Here is a 12,139-nt window from a genome sequence, read left to right as displayed (position 1 = left end):
GTGTGAGGTGCGTAGTGTCGTACTCATGAGTACGTCAGCTGATCCGCTCGCCACCCTGGCCGCGCTGCCCGGTGTGACCGAGTCCGTGAACGCCGTACGCACCGCCGTGGACCGGGTCTATGGGCACCGGGTGATGCGCCGCCGCAGCAATGAGGTCACCTCCGAGGCGGCGTTGCGCGGGGCGCGGGGCTCCGCCGCGCTGGCCGGTGCGGACTGGGCGCTGGAAGAGGTGCGCCGCCGCACCGACTTCGGGGCCGAGGGTGAGCCGCGCACGGTGGGGGCGGCGCTGCGGCTGACCGCCGAGGCGGGGCAGTTGCTGAGCATCTGGCGGCAGTCGCCGCTGCGGGTGCTGGCCCGGCTGCATCTGGTCGCGGCGGGCGGGGCGGAGGGCGACGAGCGGATCGGCCGCCCGCGGCAGTCGGGTGAGCCGGTGGACGAGCCGCTGATCGGGTCCGATCTGCCGCTGCCGGACGCGGACGAGGTGGCGGGGCGGCTCGATGGGCTGGCCCGGCTGCTGCTCGCGGGCAGCGAGGCTCCGGCGCTGGTGACGGCGGCGGTGGTGCATGGCGAACTGCTCGCCCTGCGGCCCTTTGTCTCCCGCAATGGTCTGGTGGCGCGGGCGGCCGAACGGATCGTGCTGGTCGGCAGCGGTCTCGATCCGAAGTCCATCTGCCCGGCCGAGGTGGGGTACGCGGAGCTGGGTGCCGCGCCGTACATGGCGGCGCTGGAGGGCTATGCGTCCGGGACGCCGGAGGGGATGGCGGTGTGGATCGCGCACTGCGGACGGGCGGTTGAGCTCGGGGTGCGGGAGTCCACGGCGGTCTGCGAGGCCCTGCAGCGCGGGGCGGCCTGACGCGGGACGGGTGCGGTCTGACGTTGGAGCCGCGTGGGCTGGCGCGAGACGGGCGCGGTCTGACATCGGAGAGGCGCGAGCTGGCGCGGGACGGTGCGGTGCGGTCTGACATCGGACCAACGGACCAAGGCGGGTCGGCCCCGGACAAGAGTTGCGGCGGTACCACGTGGGCACCGCCGCTGGCACAGCTGCCGGGTTACCATGCGTGCAATCTCATTCGCCCATCAGGTCGGGAACTTCTGCCCGTCACCTGGTGCGGCTGGCCCGTAATCGACGGGTCGACGTCGCGTGGGTGCTCAGCATCTGTGCTCGGTCCGTGGGGCCTTGGCGTCTGGGGGTTTCCTCCCGGATACCCCTGGTCTCGCGGGCCGTCGATTCCTTTGTACTCCTGCGAGAGGCCAATCGGAACCCCTCACCGCAGATCTTTGCCGTTGCCCCTAAATGCGGGCATAAAGGGCGCGGCGCCGATTGGTGTACCACAGCAGCCCGGCGGTGGCGGCGGCCGCGCCGACGGCCGCCGCCACGGCGAGCACCGGGCGCGGTGGCATGGAGAGTGAGGGCCTGCGCTGCTTCAGTCGCACCGGGCGGTTGAAGGAGAGCACCGGCCAGCCGCGGGCCGCCGCCTCGCGCCGCAGCGCCCGGTCCGGGTTGACCGTATGGGGGTGGCCGACCGCCTCCAGCATCGGGAGATCGGTCACCGAATCGCTGTAGGCGTAACAGCGCGACAAGTCGTAGCCCTCCGACTCCGCCAACTCGGCGATCGCCTCCGCCTTGGTCGGGCCATAGGCGTAGTACTCCACCTCTCCGGTGAACACTCCGTCCTCGACCACCATGCGAGTGGCCACCACGCGGTCCGCGCCCAGGAGCTCGCCGATCGGCTCGACCACCTCGGCCCCGGAGGTGCTGACGATCACCACATCGCGGCCGGCGGTGTGATGCTCCTCGATGAGCGAGGCGGCCTCGTCGTAGATGATGGGGTCGATGAGGTCGTGCAGGGTCTCCGCGACGATCTCCTTGACCTGCTGGACATTCCATCCCCGGCAGAGCGCGGAGAGGTACTTACGCATCCGCTCCATCTGCTCGTGATCGGCGCGGCCGGCGAGGAAGACAAACTGTGCATAGGCAGTACGCAGTGCGGCCCGACGGTTGATCAGCCCACCCCGGTAGAAGGACTTGCTGAAGGTGAGAGTGCTTGACTTCGCAATGACCGTCTTGTCCAGGTCAAAGAAGGCAGCTGTCCGAGGCAAGGAGTGGTTTTCCACGACGCCGAGCATAGGGCCCACCATTCGGCGTAAGCTCAGGCGCGTGGGTTTGCCTGAGAAGGCTCTCGGGTACACCATGGAAGTCACGGATCGTTCGCGACCGTGCTAACCCGGCCCGACTCCTCCCCCCCCGAGTCGGCCGTGGGGACGACCCCCGCTCTCCCCCCCGGCGGGGGTCGTCGCATGTCCGGACGCATTTTCGGCGTTCTCATGAGATCTTGCTCCCCTCCCTCGGGCCCGTGTGGCCCCGCCTCTCCACAGCTTGAGTGGTAACCGTACGTAATCGCTAGGCTGCTCTCCGGAAGTCACTGGTTTAGGTGACTGGGATATTCACAACTGATGAGTTGTCCACGGTTTTGGACCAAGATCCCCAAGATTTCCTGGATCGCAGCACGGTGATTCTCCGCGATGCTCGCACTCGCTGTTCGCGGGAGTGAGAGCGCGTAACGGATATGGGAGGGGATCGTGACTGCATCCATCACACCGGAACGCCCTTCGGCGACCGAAGGACAGCGAAGCAGACCGCTCATCGTCACCGAGGACGAGGCGCTTCTCGACGATCTGCTGCGGTTGTGCGCGGCGGCCGGAGCGGAACCGGAAGTGGCGCATGGCGCGCTCACCCGCCGGGGCAGCTGGGAGGCCGCACCGCTGATTCTGGTCGGCGACGACTCGGCAGCCCGGCTGTCCGACCGAGCCCGCAGACAAGGGGTGCTGCTCATCGGGCGCGATCTGGACGACCACGGCATCTGGCGGCGGGCGGTGGCGCTCGGCGCGGACAATGTGGCGTTCCTGCCCGATGCCGAGACCTGGCTGGTGGACCGGATCGCCGATGTCGCCGAAGGCGTGGGTCGGCAGGCCCTGACCGTCGGGGTCATCGGCGGCCGTGGCGGCGCGGGCGCCTCCACCCTCGCCTGCGCCCTGGCGGTCACCGCGGCCCGCTCCGGCCGGCGCACCATGCTGATCGATGCCGATCCGCTGGGCGGTGGGCTCGATGTGCTGCTCGGCGGCGAGGGCGCGCAGGGGCTGAGATGGCCCGCCTTCGCCGAGTCGCGCGGACGGGTCGCCGGAAGCGCCCTGGAGGAGTCGCTGCCCGAGCTGCACGCGCTGCGGGTGCTCAGCTGGGACCGCGGCGATTCGGTCGTCATCCCGTCGTCCGCGATGCGGGCGGTGCTGGCCGCGGCCCGACGGCGCGGCGGGGTCGTGGTGGTGGATCTGCCGCGCCGCGTCGACGACGCGGCGGCCGAGGCGCTGTCCCAGATCGACCTCGGGCTGCTGGTCGTCCCGGCGGAGCTGCGAGCGGTCGCGGCCGCCCACCGGGTGGCGTCCACGGTGGGCATGGTGCTGCGGGATCTGCGCGCGGTGGTGCGGGGCCCGTGCGGGCCGGAGTTGGGCGACGAGGAGATCGCGGAGCTGCTCGGGCTGCCGCTGGCCGGTCAGCTGCCACCGGAGCCCGGTCTGGCGGACGCGTTCGAGGGCGGGGAGCCCCCGGGCGGCAGTCCCCGTGGACCGCTCGGCCGGTTCTGCGCCGAGTTCTGGGCGCGCGCTCTCGCCGACGAGGGAGGTGCCACCGCATGAGCGTCGTATCGCCGGATCTCTTGGACGCGGTGCGGCTGCGGCTGGCCGGGAGCGGCGCGGAGCCCACGCCCGCGCGGGTGGCGTCGGCCCTGCGCGAGGAAGGGCGGCTGCTCGGCGACACCGAGGTGCTCGGGGTCGTGGAGGCGCTGCGCTCGGAGCTGGTCGGCACCGGGCTCCTGGAGCCGCTGCTGGCCTCCCCCGATGTCACGGATGTCCTGGTCACCGCCCCCGACGAGGTGTGGGTGGACCGCGGCTCGGGGCTGGAACGCACGGATGTCACCTTCGTGGAAGCGGCCGCCGTGCGCAGGCTCGCGCAGCGGCTCGCCGCGGTGGCCGGGCGGCGGCTGGACGACGCCCGGCCGTGGGTGGACGCCCGGCTGCCGGACGGGACCCGGCTGCATGCGGTGCTCCCTCCGGTCGCGGTCGGCTCGACCTGTCTGTCGCTGCGGGTGGTGCGCCCCCGGGCGTTCTCCCTGGCGGAGCTGGAAGCGGCCGGGACGGTGCCGCCGGACGGCGCGCGGCTGCTGCGGTCCATGCTGGACGCCCGGCTGTCCTACCTGATCAGCGGCGGCACGGGCTCGGGCAAGACAACGCTGCTGAGCACCCTGCTCGGGCTGGTCGGCCCGCGGGAGCGGATCGTCCTCGCCGAGGACTCGGCCGAGCTGCGGCCCGACCATCCACATGTGGTCCGGCTGGAGACCCGCCCCGCCAACCAGGAGGGCCGGGGCCAGGTCACCCTGCGGGATCTGGTGCGGCAGGCGCTGCGGATGCGCCCCGACCGGCTGGTGGTCGGCGAGGTGAGAGGCGCCGAGGTCACGGACCTCCTGGGGGCCCTGAACACCGGTCATGAGGGCGGCTGCGGCACTGTCCACGCCAATACGGCGGCCGACGTGCCCGCGCGGCTGGAGGCGCTCGGCTCGACCGCCGGTCTGGACCGGGCCGCGCTGCACAGCCAGTTGGCGGCGGCGCTGTCGGTCGTGGTCCATCTGGTGCGGGACCGCGCCGGGCGGCGAAGGATCGCCGAGCTGCATGTGCTGGACCGGGACCGGGCGGGCTTCGTCACTACCGTCCCCGCGGCCGTCTGGGGCCCGGAGGGCTTCGAGCGGGCGGCGGGCTGGCAGCGGCTCCAGCGGCTGTGCGCACGGGGCGGAGGCGCGGCATGACGGGCGCGGGAGCGGACCCGGGGGCGCTGACGCTCTGCGCCGTGACGCTGTGCGTGGGGGCGGCCTTATGGCTGCTCCTCGGGCGGGACCGGGAGCTGCGCCGGGCCAGGCTGCTGTTGGCCGGCGGCGGACCCGTCGAGCCCGTGGGAGCCGACCCGGTGCGGCGGCTGTCCGAGACCGCCGCCTGGCTGCGGGAGCTCTGGCGGGTGAAGTACGGCGGTCGGATGGGGCGTGAGCTGCTGTGTCTACCGGTCGGATGTGTGATCGCCCTGCTGGGCGCGTCGGTTCTGCCGCTGCTCGGGGCGGTGCTGGCCACTCCGGTCGTCGGCCGCCGGCTGCGGTCCCGGCGGGGCGAGCGGGACCGTGTGCGGCGCGCCGCCGGGGTGATCCAGCTCTGTGCCACCGTGGCGGGCGAGCTGCGGGCCGGGCGGCATCCCGGCGAGGCGCTGTTGGCGGTGGACCCCGGCCACCTGAGGGAGCGTTGGGGGCTGGTGACGGCCGCGGCGCGGTTCGGCGGGGATGTGCCGGACGCGCTGCGGAGGGTCGCCCGGCTGCCGGGCGCCGAGGGGCTGACCGGGGTCGCGGCCTGCTGGCAGGTGGCGGTCGACGAGGGGGCGGGCCTGGCGGCGGGTCTCGACCGGGTGGCGGCGGCGCTGCGCGCCGAGCGGGACCAGCGGGAGAGTCTGGACGCCAAGCTGGCGGGTGCCAAGGCCACCGCCCTCGGGCTGGCCGTGCTGCCCATCGTCGGGCTGGTGCTGGGCGGCCTGATGGGCTCCGATCCGCTGGGTGTGCTGCTGCACACCCCGGCCGGGCTGAGCTGTCTGCTGCTGGGCGGCCTGCTGGAGTGGGCGGGCCTGGTCTGGACCGGCCGGATGGTGCGGGCGGCGCGTGAGCCGGGGCGGCGGCGAGGGGATCCGCACCTCGGCCGAGGCCCAGCGGATCGCCGGGGTGGCCAATGAGCGCCGAGGTTGTCCACAGCCTGGGGATTTCGCTGTCCTTCCTGGCGGCGGCCCTGTGCACGGCGATGGCGATGGCCGAGGCCCGCCGGGAGCGGTGCGCCCGACGACGGCTGGCGGCGCTGCTTCCGGGTGTGGAGGACGGGCAGCCGCGGCGGGCCCGGCCGTGGCGGCGGTGGCGCGCCGGGGCCGGTGCGGGCGCTCTGCCCGCCTGGGCCGCGCCGGGCGGGGCGCTGACGATCGCCGTCGTCCTCGTCGGAGGGCCGCCGGGGTGGGTGCTGGGGCTCGCCGCGGCCGGCGGCCTCTGGCGGTGGCAGCGGCACCGCCGGGCCACGGCTGGGCGGTCCGGCCGTGACCGGCACCTCGAGGCCCTCGCCGCGGGCCAGATCCCGCTGGCCGCCGATCTGCTGACCGCCTGCCTGGCGGCCGGAGCGGGCCCGCGGAAGGCGGCGGAGGCGGTCGGAGGTTCGCTCGGCGGCCCGGTCGGCGAGCGGCTTGCCCAGACCGCGGCGGAGCTGCGACTGGGCGGCGAACCGGCCCACGCCTGGGGGCGCATTGGCGCCCTGCCCGGAGCGCAGGGGCTGGCGCGCGCCCTGGAACGTGCCGGGACAACGGGCGCTCCGGCGGTGGAGCCGGTGTCCCGGCTGGCGGCCGAATGCCGGGCCGAGCAGGGGCGGGAGGCGATGAGACGGGCCGACCGCACCGGTGTGCTGGTCAACGCGCCGCTCGCGGGCTGCTTCCTCCCGGCGTTCCTGCTGGTCGGTCTGGCCCCGGTGATGATCGGGCTGGCCCGCGGCCTGGCGGGCGACGGCCCCTGAGCACGGGCGCGACCACGACGAGAACACAGCGAACGACAGCGGCGCCAACGAGAGCCGCACAAACGGCAGCCGCACCACGGACAGCACGGCGAACCACGACAGCACGACGAACCACAGCACGACAGCACGACAGCACGACGACAGCACGGCGAACGACGACACCGCGGTCGGTGACACCGCGGACACGACAAGGGGGCGGACATGGTGAAGCAGTGGTGGGTACGGCGGTACGCGGCGGCGCGTGCGAAGGCCGAGGCGGGCATGACCACCGCCGAGTACGCGATGGGAACGATCGCGGCGTGCGGTTTCGCCGCGGTGCTCTACAAGGTGGTGACCAGCGGGGCCGTCAGCGGTGCGCTGCAGTCGGTCATCGAACGGGCGCTCGATGCGCAGTTCTGAGCAGCCGGGGACGGGGGAGCGGACGGGCTCGCGCGCCAGGAGCGGCGCGCGGGGCGTCAGGAGGGCCAGTGGCGTCCGGAGGGCCCGCGGCGGCATCCGGAGGGGCTGCGGCGTCCCGAAGGCCCGGAGCGTGCCCAGGACGGGCGTTCCGGGGGCCCGGGGCCCTGCGCGGGACGGCGGCTACGTAACGGCGGAGGCGGCCGTCGCGCTGCCGGTGCTGGCGCTGTTCGCCCTGATGCTGATCTGGGGGCTGATGGCCGCGTCCGCGCAGCTTCAGTGCGTGGACGCGGCCAGAGCCGGGGCGAGGGCGGCGGCGCGTTCGGAGCCGAAGGCGGACGCGATGGCGGCCGCCCGCTCGGCCGCGCCCGATGGAGCGCGGGTCGAGCTGTGGCGGGAGGGGGACCTGGTGCGGGTGCGGGTCCGTGCCCACGCCGCCGGTCCCGGTCTGCTGGCGGTGAATCTGCGCGGCGAGGCCGCCGCGCTCGCCGAGGACACGGTGGACGCGGGCGGCGCGGTGGACGCGGGCGACGCGACGGGCAGGGTCGGCGCGATGAGTGGGGTCGGCGCGGCCGTCGCGGGCGGTGCGGCCCGGGAGGCGGTCCCGTGAGCCCGGGAGGCGGTCCCGTGAGTCTGGGAGGCGGTCGCGTGAGCCCGGGAGGCGGTCACGTGAGGGCGGACGACCGGGGGTCGGCCACCGTCTGGACCGCGCTGGCCGCGACGGCGCTGTGCGTGGTGTTCGCGGCCGTACTGGCGGCCGGGCAGGCCATGGTGGCGCGCCATCGGGCGGGCGGCGCCGCCGATCTGGCGGCGCTCGCGGCGGCGGACCACGGCCTGGAGGGGGCGCGTACGGCATGCGGTCTCGCCCGGCAGGTGGCCTCCGCACAGGGGGCGCGCGTGGTGCGATGCGCCCTGAGCGGTGAGATCGCGGATCTCACGGCGGAGGTGCGCACCGGCCCGTTCGCCCTCCGCGTCCGGGCACGGGCGGGGCCCGCGGGCACTCCCGTCACCGGACCGCCGTCCCCACCGAGCGGCGGGGAGCGGTCACTCGGTGGTCGGCGGCTGCTCCGGGGCGCCGGCGAGCAGGGTCGTCAGCAGGCGGATGGCGGCCTTCTTGTCCAGCGGGTCATTGCCGTTGCCGCACTTGGGCGACTGGATGCAGGACGGGCATCCCGCCTCGCACTCGCAGACGGCGATGGCCTCGCGGGTGGCCGCCAGCCAGCGGGCGGCCGTGTGGAAGGCGCGCTCGGCGAAGCCCGCGCCACCCGGGTGCCCGTCGTAGACGAAGACGGTCGGCAGCAGCGTGTCGGGGTGCAGCGGGATGGACACCCCGCCGATGTCCCAGCGGTCGCAGGTGGCGAAGAGCGGCAGGATGCCGATCGAGGCGTGCTCGGCGGCGTGCAGGGCGCCGCCGAGGGCCTGGGGGTGTACCCGGGCCTCCTCGAGCTGGTCGTCGGTCACCGTCCACCACACCGCCCGGGTGCGCAGGGTGCGCGGCGGAAGGTCCAGCTTGGACTCGCCGAGTACCTCACCGGTGATCAGCTTGCGGCGCAGGAAGGAGACCACCTGGTTGGTGACCTCGACCGAACCGAAGCACAGCCGCGCGTCCCCCCAGGGGATCTCGGTGGTGGTCTCCAGGATGGAGATCGCCGTGGTGTCGCGGGCCGTGGTCGAGTAGGGCGGAGTGGCCTCCTCCACCAGGGCGACCGAGTCGTCGAGGTCGAGCTGTTTGACGAGATAGCTCCGGCCCTGGTGGAGGTGGACGGCGCCCTCATGGACGGTGGTGTGGGCCGCCGCGGCTTCCACGGTGCCCAGCAGCCGCCCGGTGGCCGCCTCCACGACCTGGACCGGGCTGCCGCCCGCCCCGCGGATGTCGGTGAGGTCGGCGGCGCGCTCACGGCGGGTCCAGTGCCAGGCCTTCGCCCGGCGGCGCAGCAGCTTGCGCTGCTCCAGCTGCGGCATCAGCTCCTCGGTGGCGGGCCCGAAGAGCTCCAGGTCGGGCTCGGTGAGCGGAAGCTCGGCCGCGGCCGCGCACAGGTGCGGCGCGAGGACGTAAGGGTTGTCCGGGTCCAGGACGGTGGACTCCACCGGCTGCCGGAAGAGGGCGTCCGGGTGGTGGACGAGATAGGTGTCCAGCGGGTCGTCCCGGGCGACCAGGATCGCGAGGGCCCCTTCGCCGGTGCGCCCCGCCCGCCCCGCCTGCTGCCACAGGGAGGCGCGGGTGCCGGGATAGCCCGCCACGACCACGGCGTCCAGCCCGGCGATGTCCATCCCCAGCTCCAGGGCGGTGGTCGCGGCGAGCCCCAGCAGCTCACCGGAGTGCAGGGCCTTCTCCAGGGCGCGGCGCTCCTCGGGGAGATAGCCGCCGCGATAGGCGGCGATCCGGTCCGGCAGCGAGCGGTCCACCTCCGCGAGCCGCTCCTGGGCGATGAGCGCGATGAGCTCCGCGCCCCGCCGGGAGCGTACGAAGGTGACCGTACGGACGCCCTGGACGGCCAGGTCGGTGAGCAGGTCCGCCGACTCGGCCGTGGCCGTGCGCCGCACCGGGGCGCCCTGCTCGCCGTGGAGTTCGGTCAGCGGCGGCTCCCAGAGGGCGAAGACGACCTCGCCGCGGGGCGAGCCGTCCTCGGTGATCTCCGCCACGGGCACGCCGGTCAGCCGGCCCGCGGCGACCGCCGGATCGGAGGCGGTGGCCGAGGCGAGCAGGAACACGGGCGAGGAGCCGTAGCGGGCGCAGACGCGGCGCAGCCTGCGCATCACCTGGGCCACATGGGAGCCGAAGACGCCCCGGTAGGTGTGGCACTCGTCGATCACCACATAGCGCAGGGCGCGCAGGAAGGAGGACCATCTGGGATGGCCGGGCAGGATGCCCCGGTGGAGCATGTCGGGGTTGGTGAGGACGTAGTTCGCGTACTGCCGGACCCACTCGCGCTCCTCGACCGGCGTGTCGCCGTCGTAGACCGCCGCCCGGATGCCGGAGCCCAGCGGGGCGGTGAGGCCGGCCACCGAGCGCCGCTGGTCGGCTGCCAGCGCCTTGGTGGGGGAGAGGTACAGGGCGGTCGCCCCCCGGCCGTTGGGCTCCTCCGAGCCGTCCAGCAGGGTGCTGAGGACGGGGGCCAGATAGGCGAGGGACTTGCCGGAGGCGGTTCCGGTGGCCACGACCACGGATTCGCCGCGCAGCGCGTGTTCGGCCGTGCGGGCCTGGTGGGCCCAGGGGCGCTCGATGCCGACCGCGCGAATGGCGTTGATCACCTCTGGCCGGATCGCCGAGGGCCAGTCGGCATGGGTTCCCGGGCGTGGGGGCAAGTGCTCCGTATGAGTGATGCGCGTGCTCCGGCTCGCCCCGGTGCTCAGCCGACCGAGGACGGCCCGGGGTGAGGGGCGTATGCCCGCCTGCCGCGGGATTTGGTTGTCGGCCATCGACACCGAGTGTGTCACTGGTCTGACGGACAATGGTCTCAAGGCGTCGTGCACGCCTGCTGGTAAGTGATTGAATGCCATCGCGGCTGCCGATCCATGGGGGGCGACCGCTCGATGCAAGGTGCTGGAGGATCCGTGGACCTGTCCCTGTCGACTCGGACCGTCGACGACCGCACGGTCGTCGAGGTCGGTGGCGAGATTGATGTATACACCGCGCCCAAGCTGCGCGAGCAGCTGGTCGAGCTTGTCAACGACGGCAACTACCACCTGGTCGTCGACATGGAGGGCGTCGACTTTCTCGACTCCACCGGACTCGGCGTGCTCGTCGGCGGGCTCAAGCGAGTGCGGGCCCACGAGGGCTCGCTGCGCCTGGTCTGCAACCAGGAGCGCATTCTGAAGATCTTCCGCATCACCGGCCTGACCAAGGTGTTCCCGATTCACACCTCGGTCGAGGACGCTGTCGCGGCGACCGACTGACAAGATCGCCGAAGGAAGACACAGAAGGGGGTTCCGGGCGGCGCTCGCCCGGCCCTCCCCATACGCACGCCCATACGCCCGAGGGGGATGGCATGGCCACCGTCGAACTCCGCTTCAGCGCGCTGCCCGAGCACGTCAGGACCGCTCGTCTTGTCGCGGCGGCCGTGGCGCGCCGGGCGGGGGTGGATGAGGCCGTGCTCGACGAGGTGCGGCTCGCGGTCGGCGAGGCTTGCACACGTGCGGTCGGGCTCCACCTGAGCAATGGGGTGGAGGCGCCGGTGCGGGTGATCCTGACCGAGGAGGAGAAGAAGTTCTCCATCGAGGTCGGTGACGAATCCCCGACCTCGGCCGCCCTGGCGCCCGGCTCCCACCCGGAGGCGGACGACGAGGCCGAGGGTGAGGACGAGATGGGTCTCGCCGTCATCAGCGGGCTCGTCGACGATGTCGAGGTGACGACCAGCGAGACCGGTGGAGTGATCCGGATGAGCTGGCCGACCTCGCCTCAGCCTCTGGTGTCCTAGCCCAAGCCAAGGCCTTTGGCGGCCTGGCCCACCGGTTCGGGTTCCGCCCGTACCGGGTCGAGTCGTGCTCTCAGCGGGTCGAGCCCTGCCCTCAGCGGGTCGAGTCGTGCCCTCGCCAGCTCGAGTCCTGCCCTCGCCGGGTTGAGCCCTGCCCCCGGTGGGCCGGGCCGCTTGCCTCGCTCCCGGGGCCCGGCGCGGGCCTGAACTTGCGCCTGGCCGCCGAATCGGGCCCCTCGATGGGCATCTGCCCGCCATCCCTCGCCCGATCTTCCGGACCACCGGACCGGCCGTTTCAAGATCGCCGGTCCGGCTGTCGGCGTGCCCGCGCCCGCTCGGTGGCATCGTCCCGGCGCACCCCGGGCGCACCCCACGGCGCATCTCTCGGCGCGCGCATTTTCGATCTCGGGCGTACGCTCTGAACAGCGCTTTTATCAGTGCGGCGCAACCGCCGCAAGATCGCCATTGAGATCACCTATATAGATCATTTATGGAGATCACTTTACATCCGTCACCGAATTGTCGACCTTCCTTCTTCCGAAGGAATTCGTACCGCCAAACCTATTGATCTTCGCTGGTGCGGGGGAATTCCCATTCCGGCGCCCTGTTTTGATCGTGTGACGCTCCCTACAATCCGTCCACATCTCGAGCTCAGGACGCCTGAGCGCGGCGGCTCTTCTGCGGTCGCAGAACTGCTGCGC

Annotated in this window: 11 protein-coding genes and 1 pseudogene; 10 read left to right on the top strand and 2 right to left on the bottom strand. The window is 73.2% G+C overall.

All coding sequences use genetic code 11. From position 1 onward, the window contains the following. The first annotated feature begins 25 nt into the window (after window positions 1-25). A complete protein-coding gene (locus tag JK364_RS38740; RefSeq protein ID WP_201856102.1) occupies window positions 26-853 on the top strand; it encodes a Fic family protein in 828 nt (275 codons plus the stop codon). 437 nt (window positions 854-1,290) lie between these two features. Here the strand turns inward: JK364_RS38740 and JK364_RS38735 are convergent, their stop codons facing one another. Continuing rightward, window positions 1,291-2,127, bottom strand: coding sequence for an HAD family hydrolase (locus tag JK364_RS38735; protein WP_182467671.1), 837 nt, complete (start codon window positions 2,125-2,127; stop codon window positions 1,291-1,293). A 453-nt stretch (window positions 2,128-2,580) separates the two neighbouring features. Between JK364_RS38735 and ssd the strand changes: the two genes are divergently transcribed. From ssd to JK364_RS38700, 7 genes and pseudogenes are all read left to right on the top strand, one after another. After that, window positions 2,581-3,690 carry a septum site-determining protein Ssd gene (gene ssd / locus JK364_RS38730; RefSeq protein WP_201856101.1) on the top strand — a complete coding sequence of 370 codons (1,110 nt, stop codon included), beginning with the start codon at window positions 2,581-2,583 and terminating at the stop codon, window positions 3,688-3,690. Continuing rightward, window positions 3,687-4,853 (top strand): TadA family conjugal transfer-associated ATPase, encoded by a 1,167-nt coding sequence (locus JK364_RS38725; protein WP_201856100.1) that lies wholly within the window; start codon window positions 3,687-3,689, stop codon window positions 4,851-4,853. Before ssd ends, JK364_RS38725 begins: the two co-directional genes overlap by 4 nt. After that, complete coding sequence (locus tag JK364_RS38720) at window positions 4,850-5,812, top strand: type II secretion system F family protein (RefSeq protein ID WP_201856099.1); 963 nt, start codon at window positions 4,850-4,852, stop codon at window positions 5,810-5,812. The genes JK364_RS38725 and JK364_RS38720 overlap by 4 nt, the downstream gene beginning before the upstream one ends. Then, window positions 5,809-6,627, top strand: a complete 819-nt coding sequence (locus JK364_RS38715) for a type II secretion system F family protein (protein ID WP_201856098.1) — start codon at window positions 5,809-5,811, stop codon at window positions 6,625-6,627. The genes JK364_RS38720 and JK364_RS38715 overlap by 4 nt, the downstream gene beginning before the upstream one ends. Window positions 6,628-6,828: 201 nt before the next feature. After that, complete coding sequence (locus JK364_RS38710; RefSeq protein WP_201856097.1) at window positions 6,829-7,026, top strand: DUF4244 domain-containing protein; 198 nt, start codon at window positions 6,829-6,831, stop codon at window positions 7,024-7,026. A 130-nt stretch (window positions 7,027-7,156) separates the two neighbouring features. Continuing rightward, on the top strand, window positions 7,157-7,633 hold the full coding sequence (locus JK364_RS38705) for a TadE family type IV pilus minor pilin (RefSeq protein WP_201856096.1): 477 nt from the start codon (window positions 7,157-7,159) through the stop codon (window positions 7,631-7,633). Beyond that, window positions 7,630-7,956 (top strand): annotated as a pseudogene (locus tag JK364_RS38700) (Rv3654c family TadE-like protein); the annotation flags it as partial. The gene JK364_RS38705 and the pseudogene JK364_RS38700, both read left to right, overlap by 4 nt. Before the next feature lie 111 nt (window positions 7,957-8,067). Here the strand turns inward: JK364_RS38700 and sftH are convergent. After that, window positions 8,068-10,524 (bottom strand): DEAD/DEAH box helicase, encoded by a 2,457-nt coding sequence (gene sftH / locus JK364_RS38695; RefSeq protein ID WP_201856095.1) that lies wholly within the window; start codon window positions 10,522-10,524, stop codon window positions 8,068-8,070. 54 nt (window positions 10,525-10,578) lie between these two features. Here sftH and bldG point away from each other — a divergent pair, with 54 nt between their 5' ends. Next, complete coding sequence (gene bldG, locus JK364_RS38690) at window positions 10,579-10,920, top strand: anti-sigma factor antagonist BldG (RefSeq protein WP_014061729.1); 342 nt, start codon at window positions 10,579-10,581, stop codon at window positions 10,918-10,920. A gap of 92 nt (window positions 10,921-11,012) precedes the next feature. After that, entirely contained in the window at window positions 11,013-11,441 is a 429-nt protein-coding gene (locus tag JK364_RS38685) for an ATP-binding protein (RefSeq protein ID WP_020870239.1), read from the top strand. Window positions 11,442-12,139 lie beyond the last annotated feature (698 nt).

Origin of the sequence: Streptomyces endocoffeicus (assembly GCF_016741935.1) — a bacterium.
GTDB classification, from domain to species: Bacteria; Actinomycetota; Actinomycetes; order Streptomycetales; family Streptomycetaceae; genus Streptomyces; species Streptomyces endocoffeicus.
The sequence above is the reverse complement of the archived record's forward strand: the minus strand, read 5'-3'. Positions and strand labels throughout refer to the sequence as shown.